The following is a 24180-nucleotide window of genomic DNA, read 5'->3' as shown; positions in this document are numbered from 1 at the left end:
TCAGAAACAACACAATCCACTGTTGTTTGTCTAAACGGAACGTTTGCATGAAGAACAGTGCGCCGTAAACCATCAGCATCGAAATAATTAAACCTGTGGTGGCTACAAGAATATTATTATTATCGACACCCCCAGCAGAACCAATCAATTGAAGTAATGGGTGATCAGTATTTTTCGGATCTACAGTTTTATATAAATAAAAGAAAATGATCAGCGGCACAAAGTCTAAAAGTGCTTTCATGTTAGAGTATCTAAATCTGTTCAAATAAATAGCTAGTATAAGTGATGGAAGGCGTAGATTTACATACTCACAGCAATATTTCTGATGGCACTTTTACACCGAAGCAATTGGTTGATGCTGCAGCGGAAAAAGGTATTCATACCTTGGCTTTGACAGACCATGACACCATGGATGGCCTTGCTTTAGCAGAGTTGGCTGCAAAGTCGCATGCGATGCGTATTATTTCAGGTGTAGAAATTTCCAGTCAGTGGTCGAGACCCTCGACTAAGAAAAACTATGGCGTGCATGTGGTTGCATTGAATATGCAAGATTTAGAGCCACTACAAAAATGTCTTGAACAGCAAAAACAAATCCGCGCGCGCCGCGCCAAAGAAATTTGTGATTTATTGATTCCACTGATTGGTGAGGATATTTATCTCGATGTTTTGGCGAAAGTTGAACAGATGCCTGACCGCGTGACTCGAACCCATATTGCCAAGACCTTGGTTGAAAAAAAGTATGTGAGTCGCGCGCAACAAGCGTTTGATAAATATATTAAAGAAGGCAAAAAAGCCTACGTGAAATTTGATGGACTGGGCTTAGAAGAAACCATTCAGGTGATTCATGCCAGTGGCGGTTTTGCAGTATTGGCGCATCCGACACGTTATGATTTATCGGCCACCAATATTCGCTACCTGATTGAAATCTTTGCGCAGTTTGGTGGAGATGCAGTTGAGTTGCCACCCAGTGTTGAACCGACCTCTACCCGTCAAATGGTGGATCGGATGATTGCCGAGCATGGTTTAAAAGTATCAGTCGGTAGTGATTTTCATGGTGACAATATGCCATGGATTAAATTGGGCAATATTCCCAGAGTCAAAGAGGGACAAGTGGGGATTTGGGATAGTTTTATCTAAATGTTTTTGAGGATCGCTACCTTCTCCATGAGCTATATATGGCCTAAGAGAAGGTAAGTGTGAGTTCGCTTAGAGTAGATTATTGTCTTGTGCTTGAATCGGGGGAGGTGTCGGTTTACCTAAAGTCCCAAGCAGTTCAATTTCAATAGTACGCACCATCGAGTCCAGCGGCAAATCATTACTTTGCGTTCCGAAAGGTTCTTCAATTTCCGAGCTTAAAGCATCGAGTCCTAAGAAGGTATAGGCCAACACACCAACCAAAAGCGGGGTGAAAATACCTAAAGTTGAGCCCAAGCTAAACGGTAAAATGAGGCAGAAAAAATACACCGTACGATTGAGTAATACCGAGTAGGCAAAAGGTAGCGGTGTTGTCGCAATACGGTCACAACCGGTTTGCACTACACTTAGGTCAGCAACATGCTGATTCAACTGTGCATACACAATGTCGCTAATTTCACCTTCTTTTAATGCTTGCATTAACTCCCACTGAATCAAACTGAGGGTGTACTGCGGGGCATTGGCTTGTTGATACAGCTGAGTCAGTGCATTTTGACTTAGGCCACTGGTTTCCACCAGCTCGGTAGGATTGGCTGTTTGATGGCGTAAACGGTCACGCAAGACATTGGCAAAGACAATCACATGTTGAATCACACGTTCACGGCGACCTTGAGTCAAGATACGACAGTCACGGTCAAAGTGACGTGAATTGGCAATTAAAATACCCCATAGCTTCCGTGCTTCCCACCAACGGTCATAGCAGGCACTATTTTTAAAGCCGAGGAAAATGGAAAGTACCACCCCAATGAGGGTGAAGCCGACCAAGGGCAGTTCAGGGAAATGAAAATAGCCGACATAGGACAAAATGCCAATAATGGCAGAGACCAACATGACCACGCCCAAAGGGGGTAAAACTTTGGGAAGAATGGTGCCACGCCATGAAAAAAGCACCTTAAAAATACTGGGCTGATCACGCACAATCATGTGATTAGAATTCTTTTACAATTTTGCTTGATCTTCATATTTGTCACCGTATTTGTCAATCATTTGTCTGCATATTTAAGTGGGTTGGATCAGGTCGTGTTCAGCAAAAGAAAATGTACCTTCAGGCGATAAAATAAAATGATCAATCAGTTGAATGTCCACGAGCTGACTGGCTTGAAGAATACGCTCGGTCAGTCCGATATCCGCCGCGGAGGGCTGAGCTTTTCCAAGCGGATGGTTATGGGCAATCACCATAAAGGTAGCATGTTGAGCAATACAATAACGTAGCAATTGGTTGATCGAGATTTCACAAGAATTTACTGCACCAAAGAACAACTTTTTAAAGTTTATTTTTCTTAAATGTGCATCGAGACAGAGTACGGCAAAAACCTCTTGGTTCTCGCTTGAAAATTCATATTGTAAAAACTTGAGTAACTGAGCTGAATGATTGAGCTCTAACTTTTCTTGCTTGAGCTGCTGACTACTGTAGCGTCGTCCCAATTCTTTGACGGCCATTAATTGTGAATACTTGGTCGGACCAATGCCGTGAAATTGGCTGAGTTCGGGCAGTTCAGCATCGAAAACGGCATTCAGACTGCCGAAATGCTGTAACAGCAGACGGGCCAATTCGACCGCAGAATGTTGTGTTGAGCCCGAGCGGATAAAAATAGCCAGTAGTTCCGCATCAGAGAGGCTGGCAGGCCCTTGTTGTAACAAGCGTTCACGTGGCCGTTCTTGTTCGGGCCATTTTTTTATAGATAAGTACATTCTTTTATACTTTTTTATTCTTAATTTGAGGAACATGACCCAACCGATTATTGGGTATAAGACTATTTAATGCTATTGTGAGCGCCACTGCAACAGAAAGGTAGCCTGTTCGTGAGCTTTGATCTCAGTGTGATTCCAAATAAAAATATCCTTTTAGCTGTTACGGGCGGTATTGCTGCCTATAAAAGTGCCATCTTAGTTCGTCGTTTAAAAGACGCAGGTTTTCAAGTCCGTGTGGTCATGACCGAAGGCGCACAAGCCTTTATTACCCCATTAACATTCCAAGCCTTGTCAGGCAATCCTGTGCATACTGAATTGTTAGACCCTGAAGCCGAAGCGGGCATGGGGCATATTGAGCTGGCACGCTGGGCAGACTTGCTTTTGGTTGCGCCTGCTAGTTGTAACACCATTGCAAAGTTTGCTGCGGGTTTAGCTGATGACCTGCTTTCTACTTTATATTTAGCCACCAAAGCCCCTGTGTGGGTTGCACCTGCCATGAACCAACAAATGTGGGCAGCAAAAGCGACGCAGCGTAATTTAGCGACTTTGGTAGACGATGGCGTGCATGTAATCATGCCAGATGCGGGTGCTCAAGCTTGTGGTGATGTTGGTTTAGGCCGTATGCCTGAGCCCGAGGATTTGGCGCATCAGGTAACGGAATACTTCCATAAAGCGCAGCGTGCCATGGCTGAAAAATTTGGGATGCTGGCCGGTAAAAAAGTCACCATTACTGCTGGGCCAACGCGTGAAGCGATTGATCCTGTGCGTTATATTTCCAACCACAGTACGGGTAAAATGGGCTTTGCTCTTGCCGCTGCATGTTATGCGGCTGGAGCCAAAGTGACTTTAATTGCAGGTCCTGTCAGCTTAGACACGCCGAATGGTGTACGCCGGATCAATGTTTCATCTGCCATGAAAATGTTGGATATCAGTATGCAAATGTTGGATGAAGGCTGTGATGTGTTTATCGCGACTGCTGCTGTTGCAGACTATCGCGTTGCAGAAGTTGCAGAGCATAAGATTAAGAAAGCAGGGGATGAGCTCAATGTTTCTTTAATCAAAAACCCTGATATTGTGGCGACCATTGCACAGCAAGATAAACGCCCGTTCATGGTTGGCTTTGCAGCAGAAACACGCAATGTCGAAGAATATGCTGCAGGTAAATTGGTGGCGAAAAAGCTCGATATGATTGCCTGTAATGATGTGTCACGCCCTGATATTGGTTTTGCTTCTGATGAAAATGCGATGATAGTCTTTTTTGCAGAACATTATAAAATGCAAAAGCGCGATTTGGAAAAAGCGTCGAAACAAGAAATTGCGTTGCAGTTGGTTGAAGCGATTCATGATGCTTTACACCGAGACCCTGAAAGTGATGATGATTTTTAATTTACATCGTTCTTAGTTTTTGCCATATTTAATGCAGCCTTAGGCTGCATTTTTTTTTGCAAACTCATAGGAATAAGAATGAAAACACTATTAAAGGTCATGCTGTTGAGCAGTGGTATATGTTTGGCAGGATTTGCACAAGCATCGGAAGTGCTAGAAGGCGCGATGAAATCTTTGGCGAAGAACTCAAAGGCTTTTGCTCAAGCCCAGACTGCCACAGAGGCAAATAACGCATTAACTGAAATGCAAAAAGCCGCAGTAACTGCCAAACAAAATAAGCCCGGAAAATTAGCGAAACAAGCAAAAGACAGTGCTCAAGTGAAGCAATATGAGCAAAGTTTTGATGTATTATCTCAAGAGATTGAACATGCTCAACATCTCGTACATGCAGGAAAGTTGACTGAAGCCAAACAAAGTTCAGCCAAGTTTGAAGCCATTAAGCAGCAAGGTCATAAAACGTTTAAATAATTCAGTACAATAAAAAAGACCGCAAAAGCGGTCTTTTTTATGTTTGAAGGGCTTAAAAGTTTAAGCTTGACCTTCAACAGCAGCGGCTTGAGCACGCTGCATATTTGCTTCGAACTCAGCATCAAAGTTAATTGGTGTAAGTAACAATTGTGGGAAGCTACCTTTAGTCACCATGTCATTCACCGCTTCACGAAGGAACGGGAATAAAATGTTTGGACAATATGCACCTAAGATGTATGGAAGACGTTCTTCTTCAACAGCATCTACAAGGAAAATACCCGCTTGAGTGACATCGACGATAAACGCCGTGTCGCCTGCATTGTTTGCTTGTACAACCACTTTAAGTGAAACTTCGTAGTGAGTTGGATCAACTTTTTCAGCAGAAGATGACAAGTTGATGTTCAACTCTGGTTGCCATTCTTTGGTAAAAACTTGCGCCCCAGGGACTTCAAAAGAAATATCTTTTGTGTAAATACGTTCTAAAGCAAGTTGTGGTTGAGCTTCACTCATTTTCTAATCCTTAATATGCTGAGCTAATTATGCCAATAGTTGGTCGAGTTTGCCTTCACGCTCTAAAGCATAAAGTTGATCAAAACCACCAATAAATTGGTCATCAATAAAAATTTGTGGGACCGTACGGTGATTGGTACGTTGCATCAATTCAATGCGGACTTCAGGCGCTTCTTTAGATAAATTAATTTCTTTATATTCAACGCCTTTACGCTCAAGAAGCTGTTTTGCGCGAACGCAATATGGACATACAGTCGTTGAGTAAATAGTGACTTGAGCCATGAGTTTCTCCTTGTGCGAATTATTTAGCTTTGACCAGTGGTAAGCCTTGAGCTTTCCAGTTGCTAATCCCGCCATCTAAACGATAGCTGTCAGTATGCGCAACTTGTTGTAAAGCAGTGCCTGCCACTTGACCTAAGTTACAGATGAACACGAGTGGACGATCTGCAGCTTTTAACTCTTCAACATGTTTGGTAATTTGGCTGTAGGGAATGTTGCGACTTCCACTGATATGACCTTCACGGAAATCTTTGGCATCACGTAAGTCAATCAACATGGCATTTTTAGCTTTCACTAAAATACCTAAAGATTGTGGTGAAATTTTGCGACCATTGCGTTGTCCTTCAAGTACGAAAAACAAAACAACCAATACCGCAAGTGTTCCAAATAAGAAGGGGTGATTCCCCATAAACTCCAACCAACGTTCCACAAGTCACCTAAATTACAATTCAAAAATTGCTAGAGAGTATAGCTCATAAAATATGGTGATCAAAATCACCGCTTCAAGGGCTAAGGTTGAATAAAAATTAATTTTTTTGCTGAGCTTCAGCAATTTCATCAATCAGACGTAAATAGCTGTCTAAACGGCGCGTTAAAATTTCACCATTTGCCGCAGCTAAGCGTAAAGCGCATTGTTTTTCATGTTTATGGGTACAGTTACGGAACTGACAGTAGCCCAATAAGTTTTCAATTTCAGGAAAACCATGTTGCACTTTGTCGGCATCTAAATGCCATAAACCGAACTCACGAATTCCCGGTGAGTCAATCAGCGAGGCACCTTCGCCAAAACCAATCAAACGGGTAGAGGTCGTGGTGTGCTGCCCTAAGGCTGAGTTTTCAGAAATCACATTGGTTTTTTGTGCAGCGTCAGGCACGATGGCATTAATCAGGGTGCTTTTGCCAACACCAGACTGACCGACAAAGGCTACCGTTTCATTTTTTAAACGCTGGGTCAGAGCCGTTAAGTCACCATCGGCTTGTGTTTGCATCACTTCATAGCCTAAGGCTTGATATTCCGCAATCAACGCTAAAATTGGGTCATTGTCTTTGAGTAAATCGGTTTTATTCAGCACCAACAGTGCTGGAATATTGGCATCGGCACAGGCCACCAAATAACGGTCAATTAGACCTGGTGCAGGCTCAGGCAGTGGCGCAAACACAATTACAATCAATCTGATATTGGCAGCGACAGGTTTCACTTTATGGTAACGGTCTGGACGAGTCAGTAGGGACTGACGTGGCTGTATGGCATTGATGATTCCCAGTCCTGTATTTGGGTCGGCTTGCCATTTGACACGATCACCTGTGACCAATAGTTCGAGGTTGGTACGTGTATGACAGCGCCAAATACTGCCGAGTTCAATCGGTTTCCAAAACGGTTCAGGTTCGCCTGCTTGTACCGTTGGTTTGATGGGATGTGGATCTGGGGTCGTAAGGGCTTGCACTTCAAGCTGACGGCCATAGTGTTGTACCACCAAGCCTTCTAAATCATTTGAAGTGTCGATATCTTCTTGACGTGTTTGCTGTTGTTTCTGAATGCGACGTTGTTGCTGTTCAGTTAAACGACGTTTACGAATTAAAGCCATTCATATCCTAAAAAACCATGAATTCAAGATGGCAAAAATAGCACGAAGCAGGGTAGCAGTTACAGCATCGAAGCAATTAATTTGCTACTATCATCGTTTTTAAGCCGAATAAGATTGCACATTTATGAGCAGCACCGCTGATACGCGTTTGATTTGGATTGACCTTGAAATGACAGGTCTCGATACTGATAACGACCAAATTATTGAAGTTGCTACAATTGTGACGGATGATAACTTAAATATTTTAGCTGAAGGGCCTGTGCTTGCTGTACATCAGCCAGATCGCGTACTAAATGCAATGGATGAGTGGAACACTCGCCAACATGGTCAATCAGGCTTAATTGAACGTGTACGTCGCAGTAAATTGACTGCGCAAGATGCTGAGCAGCAAACTTTAGAATTTCTAAAGAAATGGGTCAATCCAAAAAGCTCACCAATGTGTGGCAATTCAATCTGCCAAGACCGTCGTTTTTTACACCGTTTAATGCCTGAAATGGAACAATATTTCCATTATCGTAATTTAGATGTGTCTTCGGTTAAAGAGTTGGCTAAACGCTGGCGTCCAGAAATTATGAGTGGCTTGAAAAAGAATGCTTCACACTTAGCGATGGATGACATTCGTGATTCGATTGCAGAACTGAAGTATTATCGCGAATACTTTTTTATTATGAATAAATAAGTACTAAAGAAAGAGGCGTTAGCCTCTTTTTTATTGAAATCGAATAGAATAAAGCTGAGGGTGTTTGTGTAGAAAAAAGAAACACTTTTTTGCTATACAAGTTTAAAACAAGCTTTATGATAAAGTAAATTAATTAAATTATAACAAAGAGTTGAGTTATGCAAAGTAATAACCCTATTTTGAACCGCGTGGAAACACATGCGGATTATAGTCAACCGATGACTGTTCAAGGTGCTATTCAGAAGTCTGTATTACTTACAGTGATTGCGGCTGTGGTCGGTATGGCGCTGTTTTTCTACTGTTTCATGACCCTAAATATTTCGCTGGCTTATGCTGCAACCTTAGTCGGCGCGATTGGTGGTCTAATTTTAGGCCTCATTGCAACCTTTAAACCGAATACCGCTCGAACTCTTGCTATTCCTTATGCCTTGTTTGAAGGTGCTTTTTTGGGAGGGGTATCGGTCATTTTCCAATTGAAATATCCGGGTGTGCCTTTACAAGCACTATTGGCAACTTTTGTCACCACTTTGGTGATGTTTGGTTTGTATCGTTTTCAAATTATTCGTGCCACAGAAAAATTCAAATCTGTGGTGATGTCGGCTTCAATTGCCATCGCAATTGTCTTTGTGGTGCAGATGGTCATGCGTTTGGCTTTTGGTTCAAGCATTCCATTTTTATTTGAAAATAACTTATTAGGTCTAGGTTTTGCTGCTTTTGTTGCAGTGATTGCATCACTGAACTTAATTTTAGATTTTGATTTGATTGAAAGTGCTGCGGCACAACACGCGCCGAAAGCGATGGAGTGGCTGTGTGGTATTGCACTACTAGCGACTTTGGTGTGGATGTACTATTCATTCTTGCGTCTACTCAGCATGCTACGTGGCGATGACTAATTTATCGAGTCTTAACACATACGCCCCTTCATCGGGTCGTATGTGTTATTGAATGTTGATGAATTGAAAAAAGGCGCATTATGCAATTTCGGTTTCAACTTAAACTTGGCATTATGCAGATAAATTATTTTGAGTGAGAGTCACATGGCACAAGGACTATTGGCTGGAAAGCGTTTTTTAATCGCAGGTATTGCAAGTAAATTATCAATTGCATTTGGTATTGCTCAAGCGCTTCACCGCGAAGGTGCGGAACTTGCGTTTACTTATCCAAATGAAAAACTGAAAAAACGTGTGGATGAATTTGCAGCACAATTTGGTTCAACGATTGTTCTACCGTGTGATGTGGCTATTGATACTGAAATTGAACAGACTTTTGTTGAATTGGCAAAACATTGGGATGGTTTAGATGGTGTAGTGCATTCGATTGGTTTTGCACCTGCACATACCTTAGATGGTGACTTTACTGATGTAACGGATCGTGATGGCTTTAAAGTGGCGCATGACATCAGTGCATATAGTTTCATTGCGATGGCACGTGCAGCGAAGCCATTATTGGTTGCACGTCAAGGGTGCTTATTGACCTTGACTTACCAAGGTTCTGAGCGCGTGATGCCAAACTACAACGTGATGGGTATGGCGAAGGCATCATTAGAAGCGGGTGTACGTTATTTGGCTTCAAGCTTGGGTGCAGAAGGGATTCGTGTGAATGCAATTTCTGCGGGCCCAATCCGTACTTTGGCAGCATCAGGCATCAAGTCTTTCCGTAAAATGTTAGATGCCAATGAAAAGATTGCACCACTAAAACGTAATGTGACCATTGAAGAAGTGGGCAATGCTGCATTGTTCCTTTGCTCACCGTGGGCTTCAGGTATTACAGGCGAAATCATGTATGTTGATGGTGGCTTTAATACGGTTGGTATGAGCCAAAGCATGATGGATGATGAATAATTAGATTGCTCTAAATTATTTGATAAAGCCGCTTTTAGAGCGGCTTTATTTTTGAAGTGAGATAAGGAAGTTCAAAAATATAACGTCAGCCATCACCAGCGGTTTTTCGCGACCAACGGGAGCGAAAAATCCGTCCGAGTTAATGGCATTGTTAGGCATGTTTTGGCGAGTGAAAATTAAAATCCACACATGGAACCAAGTTAAAGTTACAGTCTTCTGCCTTTAATCCGTCTAGTTTAAGACGATTTATGGCGTTGCCTTTTGCTTGTAAGTCGCTAATCATCTTTTGCTCTAAATGTTCGATATGTGACAGCATATGCGCAACATCACTCAAGATTTCAGTACTTTGCTGAAAATGCTGAGATCTAGAGATGCTAGGGGTTCTTATATTCAGACCTTCAATATCAGAATGAGCTGAGTTAGAGTTTCTCAGCTTGTTAACTATATTCATATGGTCCATCGCACAGTGCTCAAATTCAAAACACAAGTGATAAGGATGTGCCAGAGTGCCGACCAAAGAAACCAGATGAGGCTCTTTTCCATTAGCCCTTTTGCACGATGGGCATGGAGATTCAAGTAGTTGACCCAATGCCATTTTTTTATATCTTTTTTCCGGTATTTGCGTGCAGTATAAAAGCTGTTTAATTGCAACTTCGCATAATCGTGCAGAGTACAATAGTATTTCGTTATTAAGTCTTAGCCTTTCAATTTCTGAGTCCACCTCATCAAGATTACAATCTGGGTTACTTGTAAAGTCATGTGAGCAATTTATTATTCTGCTCATCAGAAGAGATAAGGTAATACCACTAGTTGTGTATGGATTTGTAAATCCGCCTTTATTGCTTGGTTCTTCAGGGGGCATAAGAGATAGCAGCCCACGTTGCATCATCCATGCGCGCATTTCCGTTGCAATAGGCAAGATATTGATTCCAGATATCATCTCGCCCGACCAACGGAATGCTTGGGGATGGTAGCTCCAAGAATGATGAGTGCCGTGCCACTCACGCTTATTTACCTTCGCTTCTGCCAACACTTTTCCTGCTTAACTACAGTTACACGGTAGACTTACCGCTTAACCAAAATGAAAATGCCATAAAATCAATTTTGTAGCTATATAATGTAATTATATTTTGATCAGCATATAAAACAGCAAGATTTACGTCAATATAAAAAACTCTGGTGAACATAGTCTTATAAGTTTTGATGTAAGGTTTAATTCAAAAAATAGCGATCATTTAAAATATATCAACAAATATAACTAATCATTTGTTTGTCATCCTATTCTTTATATGCTAATTAAGGCTGGTTTTTTGTTTAATCGAAAATTCTAAATAGAATGTCGATAAACATATTATTTTTTAGCTTTAGGGGTAGGTCAAAAAGCGTGAAGAAAATAGCTGTTGTTTTGGGATTAGTCACTCTTCTTTCACTTCAAGGTTGTGCTGCAGTGATGGCAAGTAACCAGCCACATAAAAAGAATATGGCAGTTTTGGAGGTGGGGAAACATCGAAATTATGTGATTTCCGAATTGGGTGCACCCGTCACTTCAGAAACTGTAAATGGTGAACGTAAAGAGATTTATACCTTCCAGCAAGGCTACTCAAAAGCAGCCAGAATCAGCCGAACGCTATGGCACACGACTGCGGATATTGCCACCATTGGTCTTTGGGAAGTGATTGGCTCTCCAACAGAGATGTATTTCAATGGTCAGCAACTTTCGTATGAAGTTGTTTTTGATGATCAGGACAAGATTAAACGTATTCACCAGATCCAGAATAATCCAGATCTGGTGAAAGAATAAGAGAACAAAGCCATAGCGCTAGGACTATTGTTTTACTAGTTCTTTTACAGGACTTCCGCCCAAAGCTTGCATCAGCGTGACATAAGCGTTGTATTGGCTTTGTTTGGTATTGACCAATGTTAAGCGCGCAGTGCGAGTGGTTTCTTGTTGGTCCAATAAGGTTTTTAAAGCCACGGCACCATAGCGATAGCGGACTTGGGTCAAACGTTCCACTTTTTCAGCCAGTTCCAAATTCTGCTGTTGCAATTGTACTTGTTGACTCAACTCAGTTCGTGCAGACAGTGCATTTTCCACATCGGCAAAGGCTTGGTACAAGGTCTGACGATATTGCACAATGGCTTTTTCATAGTCTAATTGACTAATCGCAAGGTCACGTTTCATGTCGTTATATTGCAAGAACGGCAGACTTAAACTTGCGCCTAATGTTAGTGCAGGGTTCTTGAGCAGCTGCGTTAGTGAAGTGCTCGTTGATCCTAGATTCCCTGTCAAACTGATCGAAGGATAATAGCTCGCCGTGGTAGCATCTTTAGTGGCTAAACTCTCACGTAAACGTAGCTCAGCCGCTTTTAAGTCTGGACGGCGTGACAAAATGTCGGCAGGTAAGCCCGCTGCAATACTTGGCAAAGCTAAACGTGGTAAACGCTGTGGTTCATCAACACTTAACTGCTGCACAGGTATATGCAGTAACACTGCAATTGCGGTACGGGTCTCGACCAAACTTTGCTGAATTTGACTTAGACTGGCTTTTTGACTTTGTACGGACTGTTCCGCTTGGGTTAAGTCCAGTCCTGATACAGCCCCAGCTTGATACTGAACTTTAACCAAGTCATAGAGTTTTTGTGAGGTGGCAAGGCTTTGCTCAGCTGTTATACGGCTTTCATTATAATAGGCCAATTGCCAATATAGCTTCGCCGTGGTGCCAATTAAGCTTTGAGCAGTGGCTTGTAAATCTTGCTCGGTGGCAAGAGCTTCCCATCTTTTTGCTTCAGTTTGACGGGCCAATTTACCAAATAAATCGACTTCATAACTTAAACCTGCACCTAAAGACAGACCGCTTGAGCTGTCATTGCCTGAGTTTAAGTCGAACTGATGACCTGTAGATACCGTAGAGCTGACACGTGGCTTTTGCTGATTTTCTGCAAGTTCTGCTTGTAAGCGTGCTTGCTTTAAGGTCATCCCTGCAACGGCCAGATCGGCATTTTTTGCGAGCACGGCATCGACCAGTTGATTAAGCTGTGTATCGCCAAACAACGTCCACCATTGGTCGGTATAAATCGCTTGTTGGCGTTGTTGTGCAGTCGCTTTGTCATACTGAAACTGAGTCGGCGTTTGTACGACTGGCGTTTGATAAGGGGTTTTAACCACGGCTGCACAACCAACCAATGTGCTCCCAAGCAGCATTGCAGTACAAAGGCGTGTAAATAAAAAAGGCATATTTTTTCCTTATTCTCGAGCGAGTGCTGCAACAGGATCAAGTTTGGCTGCATTTTTTGCAGGTAAGAAACCAAACACCACACCAATTAAAGTTGAACAGACAAATGCGGCAATAATGGACGTGGTGGAATAAGCCACAGCAAAATTATCCCCTGCAAACTTCTCAATGATTTGCCCTAGTCCAAGGGAGAGTAGTACACCCAAAACACCACCAATTAGGCAGACTAGAATGGCTTCAATCAAGAACTGCTGTAAAATATCACTCTGACGTGCACCTACGGCCATCCGAACACCAATTTCTTGCGTCCGTTCTGTGACCGATACCAGCATAATATTCATCACACCAATACCACCAACTACCAATGAAATCACCGCAATAGCAGAAACCAATAGGGTCATGGTACTGGTGGTTTTTTCAATGGTTTGGCGAATACTGTCACTGTTCATGGTAAATACGTCTTGTTGACCATGACGTAGGGTGAGTAAGTTTACAATCGCATTTTCAGCAGCACTGGTTGAATATTTATCATTGATTTGCACAATAATATTGCGCACATTGCTCTGACCGAGCATACGGCTCATTACTGTCGTGTAAGGCATATAGACATTTAATGTATCATCAGAGCCCATAGCACTGTTTTGTGGTTCCACGATTCCAATAATGCGCGCAGGCACGCTGCCAAGTAAGACCACTTGACCGACAGGATCAGATCCGTCACTAAAGAATTGTTTTTGGGTGTTGGTATCAATGATTACGTCTTGGGTACGATCACGTACACTACGCTGATCAAAGGTTTGTCCACTTTTAAAGGTGAGACCTTTGACTGTAAAGTAGTCGGCACCAATTCCATTGATCGTGGCACTGGCTTCATTTTCTTGATAACGAATCGTTTTGGATGAACTCACCATGGGGCTGACAGCACTCACATAGGGTTGAGTTGCTAAAGCGTCGGCATCGCCTGGAACAAGCGTTTTGAAATTAGCCGTTTTAGAGTTGTCACCGAAGCCACGTCCCTGAAATACGGTAATGGTATTGGTTCCTAGGCTACTAATATTATTCAAAATCTGCTTCTGCGAGCCATTTCCTAATGCCACTACAGTTACGACAGACGCAATCCCGATAATAATACCGAGCATGGTCAAAAAAGTTCGCATGCGGTGAGCATTCATGGACAACAGTGCCATGCGGAAAGCTTCACCTAGACGGTCGAGCAAGGAGCGCCATGCTGAGACGCTTTTATTTTTTTCTTGCTGGGCAGAAATCGCAGTTTCTGCATCTGGATCTCTATGTAGTTCTGTGTCGTATTCGGGTTGATTAACTCGGTCGGCAATGATTAGGCCATCACTGATTTCAATAATACGCGAGGCATTTTTTGCCACTTGCATGTCATGAGTGACCAAAATAATGGTATGGCCTGCGGCATTCAGTTCGCGTAAAATTCGCATTACTTCGATACCGCTATGCGAGTCTAATGCGCCTGTTGGTTCATCAGCGAGAATAACATCTCCACCATTCATTAGCGCACGTGCAATTGAGACACGTTGTTGTTGCCCCCCAGAAAGTTGACTTGGACGGTTTTGAGTTTTGTTACCTAAACCTAGTTCCGTCAGTAGCGCAGTGGCTCTCTGCTTTCTTTGATAAGGGCTCACTCCAGCATAAACGGCAGGAACTTCGACATTTCCCTCGGCTGAGAGATCACCCAAGAGATGATAACGCTGGAAAATGAAACCAAAATACTCACGACGCAACTCAGCCAGTTGGTCTGGTTCAAGTTTGCCAGTTTCTCGTCCATTGACCTGATAACTACCCGAAGTTGGTCGATCAAGACAACCTAAGATATTCATGAGGGTCGATTTACCTGAACCCGATTGCCCGACAATGGCAACCAGTTCACCCTCATAAATGGTCAGATCAATCCCTTTGAGAATTTGTACAGTACTTTCGCCAGCTGGAAACTCTCGCACCAAATTGCTGACTTCAAGCAAGGCTCTTTTTGTCATGCTTACATTCCCATCGGTGGGCCGTTACGACGACGGTTGCTGCTGTTTGCGGTTGCAGCAGCAGTATCAGAGCTGTCAGCAATGACCACTTGATCACCTTCTTTTAAGCCTGCAATAACTTGTGCATTGACACGGTTATTAATACCAACCAAGACTTGTTTAGGTTGAGCAGAACCATCTGCCTGTAAAACACGAACGACACTCACCGTTGCTTTGCCGTCTTTGACCAATTGTTGCTGTGCAGCATTTAATTTGAGACGCTCTAAGCGAGGAGCTTGTGGATGATCTGCATCAGATTTATTTTGTGCAGAAGATGCAGCCTCTGTATTAGAGTTACTACTACGATTTGCATTTGTAGTGCGGGTAGAAAGCGCAGAAGAAGGGACAAGCAAGGCATTTTTTGCAGAGTCAAGTACGATATATACTTGTGCTGTCATATCAATACGAAGTTTGCCATCGTGATTTGGCACATCAAATAGCGCATTATAATAAATAGCTGTACTTGTAGATGTACTGGTACTGGTGTCATCATCTGTAATTGAGTCTGGCGCAGGCTCAACCTGACGCAAACTTGCATAACGTTTGCTGTCATCCCCTAAAGTTGTAAAGTACACAGCTTGTCCTTTTTGCACTTTCATAATGTCTGCTTCACTGACCTGTGCCTTAATGGTCATATTTTGTAGTTTTGCAATTTTGACAATGGTTGGTGTACTTTGATTAGCATTCACCGTTTGACCTTCTTCAGTCACAATCGCAACAACGGTACCGTCAGTCGGTGCCACAATACGGGTATAACTAATATTGGTTTGAGCTGTTGATTTGGTCACTTTTGCAGATTCAATTTGTGCATCAATCGCTTTTATTTGGGCTTGGGCTGTTTTATAGCTTGCTTCGGCAGATTCTAATTCTGCTTTAGATGTTGCATCTTGGGCATACATTTGTTGTTGACGTTTATAGGCCAACTGCATTTCATTTAAGTTGGCTTCTTGTTGTAGACGCTGCGCTTCTAGATTCTTAATATTTGCTTCTGCTGTTTTAAAGCTATTTTCTTGGGTCGTTGAATCAATTTGAGCGATTAATTGTCCTTGTTTGACTTCGTCCCCTAATTGTACATACATTTTTTGTACTTGGCCTGATACCTGTGCACCGACACTTACCAGTTTGGTCGCATCTAAAGTACCTGTAGCTAATACCGTGTTTTCAAGGTCGCCACGACTAACACTTTCGGTAATATATTGAGGTTGTTCTTGTTTTGGCTTGAAGTATGTCCATGCGACATAAGCAACTACAGCAATACAGAGTACTGCTATGATCATTTTAAAAGCTTTTATTTTTTGCATTGGAATCAGGGAGTAAACAAAATTAGGAACATTATAGAAGCGAAATACGGATAAATCGTGAATTTTTTGAACAAATAGAAATGATTATTATTTTAAAAATGAAGATACCGTGAATTTAAGCTGGAAAAAGTGATTTTCCACAGAGTGAGGCAATCGCTTGCATCACGACATGTTCTGCATTTTCATGTTGTAAACCCTTAATTGAAGCATCAATCCGTAGTAATAAATGGGGCCATGTCAAAAAACAGTGCGGATTTAGTCGACGTAAAGCGTGTTGATAGACGCTAACTTTATTTTTCCAAATGCCGAGTTGTAGCGCATTTTGTGGTTGTTCAAATAGTTGCATCAATAAACGCATTTCTTTGCTGATACTCCACAAAATCAGACTGAGAGGTTCGCCTGAAGCAATCAGATATTGATAAATTTTAATGGATTGCGCTAAATTCCCTTCGAGTAGGGCATCGCTTAAATCGAAGGTGCTATAACGGGACTGGTCTTGCAAACAAGCTTGTAAGTGATCAATTTGAATCAGTTCAACTTCGGAAAAAGTATCGCTGACACGCATCAAGCTGTTTTTTGCTGCAAGTAGGTTATGTTCATGATGCTGTTCTAACCATTGCCATGCATCCTGACTGAGTTTTATCCCCAGTTTATCTGCTTCAATGCCTAAAATCTGCTGACGATCCCGCGGATAATTCGCGGTCAGGGCCACATGCACACCATTGGCTTCAACAGTTTGAAAAAAGCCAGTTTTTAGGCTGGCACTGTCTTGCTTGGGCATCACGACCAAAAGCAAATTCTGTTCATTGTTTTGGATATAACTTTTTAGCAGCTTAAGGCCGTTGGCATCAGGCTTAATATTGCCATGAACTTCAATGGCTAACTGGCTGGAAAATAAGGATAAGCTGTTGAGTGCATTAAAGACATTTTTCCAATCATTAACATTATTAATGTCATGACGTTGCCGTTCGATCTCTTGTTTTTGCCAGCTGATCCGAAATGCATCTAGTAAGTTTTGTTCAAGTAATGGCTCTTGACCTTGCATCACCCACGCACCACGGGCTTCATCGACACGTTTTAAGGCTTGCAGATAGTCAAGTTTCATTCAATAACCTTATTGTTGGGCAGGGGGTAAACGATTCAAAGAAATCTGACGAACAATTTGTTGAGCAATATCATCGACGATGACTTGGTTCAAGTAAGTCTTTTCTTGATCATCGGTGTTGACGGTTTCAACGTTATATTGGTATGTACGTGTCGCGACAACTGTTCGTGGCTCCGTAATCGGGCGACCTTGCGCATCTTCAATACGGAAGGTGACGTTTAGTCGTAAAATGACTTCAATCAGTTTACCATTGAGTTCTAAACGCTGTGGTTTATAGTCTAAAACATGGAGTACATAGGCATCTGAACCATTGCTCAACTGAACCCCAGATGCACCAAGGTAGATGGCTAATTTTTCATGTAACTCATCAGTGTCTTTTGGCAGAACTAGATTTATTTTTGAATAAGCAATCGGTGTTGTACTTGGGTTGGTTCCTTTTAAATGAAAGCCACAACCGACTAAGCTTGCACCTAGGCCACAAGTTAAAACAATGGCTGCCAAACGTTTGCCTAAATGCATGTGTTGTCCTCTGTTTTGCTCTTTTTGATAAAAGAAAAATAATATGTCGTGATTGTATGTGCAAAGCCCGTTGACTGGCAACGGGCTTTGTTTGGGAATTGTTTATTCCTTTTCATTTCCGCCTCTTTTGAAAGAGGTGAGAAGCAATGCTTCGCAAGGGAGATTTTCTAATAAAATCCCACCAAGTCTCCCTTTATAAAAGGCAGGCTCAAAGGCTTTAAACCACCAAATTTACTAATTTATTGGGTACCACAATTTCTTTCTTGGTTGGACCCGTCAAGAATTGTTGAACTTCTGGCAAGGCTTTAGCTAAAGCAAGTAAATCATCTTTCGATACATCGACAGACACTTCTAATTTACCACGAAGTTTACCGTTGACCTGAACCACGATCGTTTGTGTATTTCGTACCAGTGCAGATTCATCTGCAGTCGGGAATAATACAGTGGTTAAATCCAACCCGAATTCAGCCAATAGCGTTTGACTCAAGTGCGGTGCAAATGGCGCAAGTAAGGTTAATAGAGTCGTGATTGATTCACGTGCAACAGCAACATCGTTATCAGTTTTCGCTTCAAACTTGTTGTTGGCATTTAACAGTTCCATCATTGCTGCAATGGCTGTGTTAAAGGCATGGCGACGTTCAATGTCATCACCCACTTTTTGGATGGTTTCATGCGTTTTACGACGTAAATCTTGGGCTTCGGTAGATAATTGCGTTGTGTCAATGCTAGATGCGGTATTGTCTTTCTCAAGGAAGTTTGCAACCAAACGCCAGACACGTTTCAAGAAACGGTTTGCACCTTCCACACCTGCATCTGACCATTCTAATGATTGATCTGGTGGTGCAGCAAACATCATGAAGACACGTGCCGTATCTGCACCGTACTGATCAATAATAGCTTGTGGGTCGATACCGTTATTTTTCGATTTCGACATTTTCTCTTGGCCACCAACAATGACTTCTTGACCGTCACCTTGGTATTTCGCAGACAGAATACGACCTTTTTCATCACGCTCAAGGTCGATATCCGCAGGGTTAAACCATGTTTTCTTGCCTGATTCCGCTTCACGGTAGTAAGTATCTGCCAAGACCATACCTTGGGTGAGCAAGTTGGTAAATGGTTCATTGCCTTGTACAACGCCTTCATCACGCATCAATTTGTGGAAGAAGCGTGCATAAAGTAAGTGCAGAATCGCGTGTTCAACACCACCGATATATTGGTTTACAGGAAGCCATGTTTGACTCGCAGCAGGATCAACCATACCGCCAGTAAAGTCTGGAGATGCATAACGTGCATAGTACCAAGATGATTCTACAAAGGTATCTAAAGTATCAGTTTCACGACGTGCGTCGCCACCACAACTTGGGCATTTGGTTTCATAGAATTCAGGCATCTTGTTCAATGGATTACCTGAACCATCTGGTACGACGTCAGTTGGTAATACCACTGGCAATTGATCTTCTGGAACTGTGACTTGACCACAGCTATTACAGTTGATCATTGGAATTGGGCAACCCCAGTAACGTTGACGAGATACGCCCCAGTCACGTAAACGGAATTGAACCTTAGCATTCGCTAAAGTTTGTGGTTCTAATTTTGCAAGGAAAGCATCAAACGCAGCTTGGAATTCCAAACCATCAAACTCGCCTGAATTAATCAGTTTACCTTCTTTCGAGCCGTACCATTCTTGCCATTCAGTTGCTGAGTATTCAGCATCATCAGCGCCTTTGGCATCAATCACTTGCTTGATTGGCAAGTTAAATTTATTGGCAAATTCAAAGTCGCGTTCGTCATGTGCAGGCACTGCCATCACAGCACCTGAGCCGTATGACATCAACACATAGTTCGCAATCCAAACAGGTAAGTCTTCACCTGTCACAGGATGCTTCACAGATAAGCCTGTTGCCATGCCTTTCTTTTCAGCAGTAGCTAAATCAGCTTCTGCGACTGAACCCATACGGCATTCTTCAATAAATGCAGCAAGTTCAGGATTGCCCGCTTCTGATTGGACGGCAGCCGCTTTCAGTGCCATAGGGTGTTCTGCTGCAACGGCAACATAAGTCACACCCATTAAGGTATCAGCACGCGTGGTGTAAACGGTTAAACCATCTGCGTAGATTTCAGTATTGGCAGAAGGGAAGGTGATTTCCATCCCCGTTGAACGACCAATCCAGTTACGTTGCATGGTCAAGACTTGCTGTGGCCAACCGTCTTTTAATGTGTCTAAATCGTCTAATAATTCTTGTGCATAGTCAGTGATGCGGAAGTAGTACATCGGAATATCACGTTTTTCAACCAATGCACCTGAACGCCAACCACGACCATTTTCAACTTGTTCATTGGCTAAAACTGTCTGGTCTACAGGGTCCCAGTTTACTGTTGAAAGCTTACGATAGATCAAGCCTTTTTTGTACAGTTGTACGAACAACCACTGTTCCCAGCGGTAATATTCAGGGGTACAGGTCGCAAACTCACGATCCCAATCGACAGAAAGCCCCAATTTTTTTAACTGATCACGCATATATGCGATGTTTTCAAAAGTCCATTTTGCTGGTGCAACTTGATGGGCAATCGCAGCGTTTTCAGCAGGTAGACCAAATGCATCCCAACCCATAGGTTGCAGGACAGTTTCCCCTTTGAGACGGTGGAAACGGCTAATCACATCGCCAATGGTATAGTTACGCACATGACCCATATGTAGTTTGCCACTTGGGTAAGGGAACATCGAGAGGATATAACGACGTGGACCTTCTACAGTGTCTGCAACTTTAAAGGCTTTACGAGCTTCCCAGTCTTGTTGGACGGTAGGTTCAATCGCGCTCGCTTGATATTCGGGGTCAATGTGAGTAGTCATATACGTATGTTAAGAACAATGATTAAAAAAAGTTTGTTGCACAGCATAGCGCAAAATGCACCTAAAAGTGAATTTTGCACCATGATTTGTGCAGGAAATTAAAGAAGTTGAAAATATAGCTGAAACTGTATGAGTTGTTTAAATCGCAGGTTGAGCCCGTTGCCCTTTTTGTAATGCTTTATTGGCGTCGCGTTGTTGGTTTTCCAATTCCACGGGTGCTGCGGGGGTTACAGTGGGTACAACATCTGGTATTGCTGGTGTAGGACTCGGGACATTGCTTGGGGACGGTGCTTCTGTTGTCGTCTGTTGAGGCGAGTTCTTCCAACCATAAGTATCTATTTTACCTTGCTTCTTTGCTGTTTTGGGTGGTGGCGTGGTGGTGTAATGTGTCGAGCCTTGGCTGTCCACCCACTTATAATAGGTTTTGGCAAAGCTTTGTGTAGTCACCAGGGTTAGCCCCATGCAAGCCAAACCTAGAAGCATTTTTGTAAACGGAAAACTCATCTGCGATTGTCCTTTTTATATCCCTAATCATTCGATTTGATTGGGTTTATCGTTATGGCTATTTTATGCTTATTTTTGAACAATAAAAATTGTTTGGCCTGTCTTTTCATCTAAGTTTTTTTGTGTTTTTTAGGTGTAATACTCAATTGACATCACAATATATGTCTTCTGGCACAGTTAGAAAGAAGAATAAACTTATAAAAATCTGTATATAAAAATGGGTTTAAGCCTAAAAACTTAATATGCAAAGTGCCGAAATAGTTTTAAAGCAAAGGTATTATTAAACTTATTTATGGATTTCATGACCTTTTTTTATTAATAAATTCAGAGCAATAGAAAATCATGGGTTTGAACTTTAAAAAATAAAGAAAAACTTTCCTCGTTTCTTTGATCAAGGTGCATAAAAAATAAACGGTCTGTAAATAAACAAAAAAAAGCTAATTTTTAAACTTGACATTAGTCACGAAACTCCTAAAAATGCTGTCTTTAGTTTTATATGCCTTTACTCGATCACCCTTCGATAAAGTGTCATTTCATGCAATGGACACGCTTTCTAGCCGAGACCGTGAACAAAGTAAAAAAATGTGTTTATCCCAACACATTTTAGATCTCATAGTGCTCAAACAGCATACAGATCAGAATTTTTTCCTATTGCTATGAAAACTAAGAAATATGTGTGCTATAACAGTGCAGACAATCAATGAATGAAACACTGCTGGTGCCTCCCACCATTGCAGTGATAAAGATTAGGGTGAATCACGTTGGAACTTTTATCTGGTGGTGAAATGCTCGTTCGCGCATTGGCGGACGAAGGCGTTGAACATGTATTTGGATACCCAGGCGGCGCAGTTTTACATATCTACGACGCGTTCTTTCAACAAGACAAAATCAATCATTACCTCGTGCGCCATGAACAAGCTGCTGGTCATATGGCCGATGCTTACTCGCGCGTAACAGGTAAGACGGGTGTGGTGCTCGTGACTTCAGGTCCGGGTGCAACCAATACTGTGACTCCAATTGCAACGGCTTATATGGACTCAATCCCAATGGTGATTTTGTCAGGTCAGGTTGCGTCACATTTAATTGGTGAAGATGCATTCCAAGAAACAGATATGGTCGGTATTTCTCGCCCGATCGTAAAACATAGTTTCCAAGTGCGCCATGCCAGCGAAATTCCTTCGATTATTAAGAAGGCTTTTTATATCGCATCTTCAGGTCGTCCAGGTCCTGTGGTGGTTGATATTCCTAAAGATGCAACTAATCCTGCTGAAAAGTTTGCTTACGAATACCCAGAAAAAGTGAAGATGCGTTCGTATCAACCACCGCATCGTGGTCACTCAGGTCAAATTCGTAAAGCCATTGAAGAGCTAATTCACGCAAAACGCCCTGTAATTTATACAGGTGGTGGTGTTGTACAAGGTAATGCATCAGAACAGTTGACTGAGTTGGCGCATATTCTAGGCTACCCAGTGACCAATACTTTGATGGGTCTGGGTGCCTTTCCAGGTAATGATCCACAGTTCATTGGTATGTTGGGTATGCATGGTACTTATGAAGCCAATATGACCATGCACAATGCTGATGTGATTTTGTGTATTGGCGCGCGTTTCGATGACCGTGTAACCAACAATCCTGCAAAATTCTGTCCAAATGCCAAAGTGATTCATATTGATATCGACCCTGCGACGATTTCAAAAACCATCATGGCGCATATCCCAATCGTGGGTGCGGTAGAACCTGTTCTTCAAGAAATGTTGACACAGCTCAAGCAGATGAATGTGTCTAAACCAAATCCTGAAGACATTGCCGCGTGGTGGGCACAAATCAATGAATGGCGTAAAGTTCATGGTTTGAAATATGACAAACCGACTGATGGTTCAATGAAGCCACAGCAAGTGGTCGAAGCGTTGGATAAAATCACCAATGGTGAAGCAATCATTACTTCTGACGTAGGTCAGCACCAAATGTTTGGTGCAAACTACTACAAGTATAAGCGTCCACGTCAATGGATTAATTCAGGTGGTCTTGGCACCATGGGTGTGGGCTTACCTTACGCGATGGCTGCGAAATTAGCTTTCCCAGACCAACAAGTAGTATGTATCACAGGTGAAGCATCCATCCAGATGTGTATCCAAGAGCTTTCGACGTGTAAGCAATATGACCTTAACGTAAAAATCCTCTGCTTGAATAACCAAGCTTTAGGGATGGTAAAGCAGTGGCAAGATATGAACTATGAAGGACGTCATTCGAGTTCTTATGTAGATTCATTGCCTGACTTCCCTAAATTGATGGAAGCGTATGGTCATGTAGGTATTCAGATTAACCATGCCGATGAGCTTGAGTCTAAGCTTGCAGAAGCAATGGCAATCAACGATAAATGTGTATTTATCAACGTTATGGTTGACCGTACCGAGCATGTTTATCCAATGCTTATCGCAGGTCAGTCGATGCAAGATATGTGGTTAGGTAAAGGGGAGCGCACGTCATGAGACACATTATCTCTGTACTTGTAGAAAACGAAGCTGGTGCGCTTTCTCGTTTGGTGGGTTTATTTTCTCAACGTGGTTATAACATTGAGACCTTAAACGTTGCGCCAACCGAAGATCCGACTTTATCTCGTTTGACTCTAACGACTTATGGTGATGACCATAAAATTGAACAAATCACGAAGCAGCTCAACAAATTAGTTGAAGTTGTAAAAGTGGTTGATCTGTCTGAAGGTGCGCATATTGAGCGTGAATTGATGTTGATTAAGGTCAAATCACTTGGCTCGGCACGTGCTGAAATTAAACGAACTGCGGACATTTTCCGTGCGCAAATCGTGGATGTTACCCCAACGACTTATACCATTCAAATCGCGGGTACGACTGAAAAAATTGATGGTTTTATTGATGCATTAGCAGAGAATACCATTCTTGAAGTTGTACGTTCTGGTGTTTCAGGCATCGCGCGTGGCGAAAAAGTTTTAACCATTTAATTAATTAACA

24 protein-coding genes are annotated in these 24180 nt (G+C 42.3%); 9 read left to right on the top strand and 15 right to left on the bottom strand.

All coding sequences use genetic code 11. The annotated features are described in order from the left end of the window. Window positions 1-241 (bottom strand): septation protein IspZ (locus GBI16_RS07375; RefSeq protein ID WP_171494542.1); only part of this gene is annotated, 241 nt, incomplete at its 3' end. A gap of 44 nt (window positions 242-285) precedes the next feature. On the opposite strand from GBI16_RS07375, the gene GBI16_RS07370 reads away from it, so the two are divergent. Continuing rightward, on the top strand, window positions 286-1137 hold the full coding sequence (locus GBI16_RS07370) for a PHP domain-containing protein (RefSeq protein WP_086210479.1): 852 nt from the start codon (window positions 286-288) through the stop codon (window positions 1135-1137). Window positions 1138-1206: 69 nt separating this feature from the next. Here the strand turns inward: GBI16_RS07370 and GBI16_RS07365 are convergent, their stop codons facing one another. After that, window positions 1207-2118, bottom strand: a complete 912-nt coding sequence (locus tag GBI16_RS07365; protein WP_004983451.1) for a bestrophin family protein — start codon at window positions 2116-2118, stop codon at window positions 1207-1209. 75 nt (window positions 2119-2193) lie between these two features. After that, complete coding sequence (gene radC / locus GBI16_RS07360; protein WP_086210478.1) at window positions 2194-2886, bottom strand: DNA repair protein RadC; 693 nt, start codon at window positions 2884-2886, stop codon at window positions 2194-2196. Window positions 2887-2997: 111 nt separating this feature from the next. Here radC and coaBC point away from each other — a divergent pair, with 111 nt between their 5' ends. Next, window positions 2998-4272 carry a bifunctional phosphopantothenoylcysteine decarboxylase/phosphopantothenate--cysteine ligase CoaBC gene (coaBC, locus tag GBI16_RS07355; protein ID WP_086210477.1) on the top strand — a complete coding sequence of 425 codons (1275 nt, stop codon included), beginning with the start codon at window positions 2998-3000 and terminating at the stop codon, window positions 4270-4272. 78 nt (window positions 4273-4350) lie between these two features. Continuing rightward, the gene (locus tag GBI16_RS07350) at window positions 4351-4740 is read left to right on the top strand and encodes a cytochrome b562 (RefSeq protein WP_086210476.1); all 390 of its coding nucleotides are present in this window, start codon (window positions 4351-4353) and stop codon (window positions 4738-4740) included. A gap of 60 nt (window positions 4741-4800) precedes the next feature. On the opposite strand, the gene secB is transcribed toward GBI16_RS07350, so the two are convergent. From secB to rsgA, 4 genes are all read right to left on the bottom strand, one after another. Beyond that, entirely contained in the window at window positions 4801-5250 is a 450-nt protein-coding gene (gene secB, locus GBI16_RS07345) for a protein-export chaperone SecB (RefSeq protein ID WP_086210475.1), read from the bottom strand. 27 nt (window positions 5251-5277) lie between these two features. Beyond that, window positions 5278-5532, bottom strand: a complete 255-nt coding sequence (gene grxC / locus GBI16_RS07340; protein WP_004697632.1) for a glutaredoxin 3 — start codon at window positions 5530-5532, stop codon at window positions 5278-5280. A gap of 19 nt (window positions 5533-5551) precedes the next feature. Then, entirely contained in the window at window positions 5552-5959 is a 408-nt protein-coding gene (locus GBI16_RS07335) for a rhodanese-like domain-containing protein (protein ID WP_086210474.1), read from the bottom strand. Window positions 5960-6056: 97 nt separating this feature from the next. Then, window positions 6057-7115 carry a ribosome small subunit-dependent GTPase A gene (gene rsgA, locus GBI16_RS07330; RefSeq protein ID WP_086210473.1) on the bottom strand — a complete coding sequence of 353 codons (1059 nt, stop codon included), beginning with the start codon at window positions 7113-7115 and terminating at the stop codon, window positions 6057-6059. A gap of 124 nt (window positions 7116-7239) precedes the next feature. Here rsgA and orn point away from each other — a divergent pair, with 124 nt between their 5' ends. The 3 genes from orn (at window position 7240) to GBI16_RS07315 (ending at window position 9635) form a co-directional block, all read left to right on the top strand. After that, window positions 7240-7794 carry an oligoribonuclease gene (orn, locus tag GBI16_RS07325; protein ID WP_004697635.1) on the top strand — a complete coding sequence of 185 codons (555 nt, stop codon included), beginning with the start codon at window positions 7240-7242 and terminating at the stop codon, window positions 7792-7794. A gap of 158 nt (window positions 7795-7952) precedes the next feature. Then, window positions 7953-8687: a Bax inhibitor-1/YccA family protein gene (locus tag GBI16_RS07320; protein WP_010327547.1), complete on the top strand. Its 735-nt coding sequence runs from the start codon at window positions 7953-7955 to the stop codon at window positions 8685-8687. 144 nt (window positions 8688-8831) lie between these two features. Then, window positions 8832-9635, top strand: a complete 804-nt coding sequence (locus tag GBI16_RS07315; protein WP_086210472.1) for an enoyl-ACP reductase — start codon at window positions 8832-8834, stop codon at window positions 9633-9635. Window positions 9636-9786: 151 nt separating this feature from the next. Here the strand turns inward: GBI16_RS07315 and GBI16_RS07310 are convergent, their stop codons facing one another. Next, the gene (locus GBI16_RS07310) at window positions 9787-10668 is read right to left on the bottom strand and encodes a hypothetical protein (RefSeq protein ID WP_086210471.1); all 882 of its coding nucleotides are present in this window, start codon (window positions 10666-10668) and stop codon (window positions 9787-9789) included. Window positions 10669-11019: 351 nt separating this feature from the next. Here GBI16_RS07310 and GBI16_RS07305 point away from each other — a divergent pair, with 351 nt between their 5' ends. Then, on the top strand, window positions 11020-11436 hold the full coding sequence (locus GBI16_RS07305) for a hypothetical protein (RefSeq protein WP_005291683.1): 417 nt from the start codon (window positions 11020-11022) through the stop codon (window positions 11434-11436). Between the two features lie 24 nt (window positions 11437-11460). On the opposite strand, the gene GBI16_RS07300 is transcribed toward GBI16_RS07305, so the two are convergent. The 7 genes from GBI16_RS07300 to GBI16_RS07270 form a co-directional block, all read right to left on the bottom strand. After that, a complete protein-coding gene (locus GBI16_RS07300; protein ID WP_086210470.1) occupies window positions 11461-12870 on the bottom strand; it encodes an efflux transporter outer membrane subunit in 1410 nt (469 codons plus the stop codon). A gap of 9 nt (window positions 12871-12879) precedes the next feature. Continuing rightward, the gene (locus GBI16_RS07295; RefSeq protein WP_086210469.1) at window positions 12880-14871 is read right to left on the bottom strand and encodes a MacB family efflux pump subunit; all 1992 of its coding nucleotides are present in this window, start codon (window positions 14869-14871) and stop codon (window positions 12880-12882) included. Window positions 14872-14873: 2 nt separating this feature from the next. Next, window positions 14874-16211 carry a MacA family efflux pump subunit gene (locus tag GBI16_RS07290; RefSeq protein ID WP_151706819.1) on the bottom strand — a complete coding sequence of 446 codons (1338 nt, stop codon included), beginning with the start codon at window positions 16209-16211 and terminating at the stop codon, window positions 14874-14876. 115 nt (window positions 16212-16326) lie between these two features. Then, complete coding sequence (gene holA, locus GBI16_RS07285; RefSeq protein ID WP_110974648.1) at window positions 16327-17316, bottom strand: DNA polymerase III subunit delta; 990 nt, start codon at window positions 17314-17316, stop codon at window positions 16327-16329. Between the two features lie 9 nt (window positions 17317-17325). Beyond that, window positions 17326-17835: an LPS assembly lipoprotein LptE gene (gene lptE / locus GBI16_RS07280; RefSeq protein ID WP_086210466.1), complete on the bottom strand. Its 510-nt coding sequence runs from the start codon at window positions 17833-17835 to the stop codon at window positions 17326-17328. A 217-nt stretch (window positions 17836-18052) separates the two neighbouring features. Then, a complete protein-coding gene (gene leuS / locus GBI16_RS07275) occupies window positions 18053-20689 on the bottom strand; it encodes a leucine--tRNA ligase (RefSeq protein WP_151706818.1) in 2637 nt (878 codons plus the stop codon). Window positions 20690-20827: 138 nt separating this feature from the next. Further along, window positions 20828-21172, bottom strand: a complete 345-nt coding sequence (locus GBI16_RS07270; RefSeq protein ID WP_404814588.1) for a DUF4124 domain-containing protein — start codon at window positions 21170-21172, stop codon at window positions 20828-20830. A gap of 782 nt (window positions 21173-21954) precedes the next feature. Here GBI16_RS07270 and GBI16_RS07265 point away from each other — a divergent pair. Both GBI16_RS07265 and ilvN read left to right on the top strand, forming a co-directional pair. Further along, window positions 21955-23682: an acetolactate synthase 3 large subunit gene (locus GBI16_RS07265; RefSeq protein ID WP_086210464.1), complete on the top strand. Its 1728-nt coding sequence runs from the start codon at window positions 21955-21957 to the stop codon at window positions 23680-23682. Continuing rightward, window positions 23679-24170: an acetolactate synthase small subunit gene (gene ilvN / locus GBI16_RS07260; RefSeq protein ID WP_004697653.1), complete on the top strand. Its 492-nt coding sequence runs from the start codon at window positions 23679-23681 to the stop codon at window positions 24168-24170. The genes GBI16_RS07265 and ilvN overlap by 4 nt, the downstream gene beginning before the upstream one ends. The last annotated feature ends 10 nt before the right edge of the window (window positions 24171-24180 follow it).

Source organism: Acinetobacter sp. TUM15064 (genome assembly GCF_008980265.1).
Classification (GTDB): Bacteria; Pseudomonadota; Gammaproteobacteria; order Pseudomonadales; family Moraxellaceae; genus Acinetobacter.
Note: the sequence above shows the minus strand (reverse complement) of the source record. Positions and strands in the feature narration are given on the sequence as shown.

Bases quoted from the DNA above. Each gene is read 5' to 3' on its own strand.
- GBI16_RS07370 (WP_086210479.1), top strand. From the start codon at position 286: ATGGAAGGCGTAGATTTACATACTCACAGCAATATTTCTGATGGCACT.
- GBI16_RS07365 (WP_004983451.1), bottom strand. From the start codon at position 2,118: ATGATTGTGCGTGATCAGCCCAGTATTTTTAAGGTGCTTTTTTCATGG.
- radC (WP_086210478.1), bottom strand. From the start codon at position 2,886: ATGTACTTATCTATAAAAAAATGGCCCGAACAAGAACGGCCACGTGAA.
- GBI16_RS07350 (WP_086210476.1), top strand. From the start codon at position 4,351: ATGAAAACACTATTAAAGGTCATGCTGTTGAGCAGTGGTATATGTTTG.
- secB (WP_086210475.1), bottom strand. From the start codon at position 5,250: ATGAGTGAAGCTCAACCACAACTTGCTTTAGAACGTATTTACACAAAA.
- grxC (WP_004697632.1), bottom strand. From the start codon at position 5,532: ATGGCTCAAGTCACTATTTACTCAACGACTGTATGTCCATATTGCGTT.
- rsgA (WP_086210473.1), bottom strand. From the start codon at position 7,115: ATGGCTTTAATTCGTAAACGTCGTTTAACTGAACAGCAACAACGTCGC.
- orn (WP_004697635.1), top strand. From the start codon at position 7,240: ATGAGCAGCACCGCTGATACGCGTTTGATTTGGATTGACCTTGAAATG.
- GBI16_RS07320 (WP_010327547.1), top strand. From the start codon at position 7,953: ATGCAAAGTAATAACCCTATTTTGAACCGCGTGGAAACACATGCGGAT.
- GBI16_RS07315 (WP_086210472.1), top strand. From the start codon at position 8,832: ATGGCACAAGGACTATTGGCTGGAAAGCGTTTTTTAATCGCAGGTATT.
- GBI16_RS07300 (WP_086210470.1), bottom strand. From the start codon at position 12,870: ATGCCTTTTTTATTTACACGCCTTTGTACTGCAATGCTGCTTGGGAGC.
- GBI16_RS07295 (WP_086210469.1), bottom strand. From the start codon at position 14,871: ATGACAAAAAGAGCCTTGCTTGAAGTCAGCAATTTGGTGCGAGAGTTT.
- GBI16_RS07290 (WP_151706819.1), bottom strand. From the start codon at position 16,211: ATGCAAAAAATAAAAGCTTTTAAAATGATCATAGCAGTACTCTGTATT.
- holA (WP_110974648.1), bottom strand. From the start codon at position 17,316: ATGAAACTTGACTATCTGCAAGCCTTAAAACGTGTCGATGAAGCCCGT.
- lptE (WP_086210466.1), bottom strand. From the start codon at position 17,835: ATGCATTTAGGCAAACGTTTGGCAGCCATTGTTTTAACTTGTGGCCTA.
- leuS (WP_151706818.1), bottom strand. From the start codon at position 20,689: ATGACTACTCACATTGACCCCGAATATCAAGCGAGCGCGATTGAACCT.
- GBI16_RS07270 (WP_404814588.1), bottom strand. From the start codon at position 21,172: ATGCTTCTAGGTTTGGCTTGCATGGGGCTAACCCTGGTGACTACACAA.
- ilvN (WP_004697653.1), top strand. From the start codon at position 23,679: ATGAGACACATTATCTCTGTACTTGTAGAAAACGAAGCTGGTGCGCTT.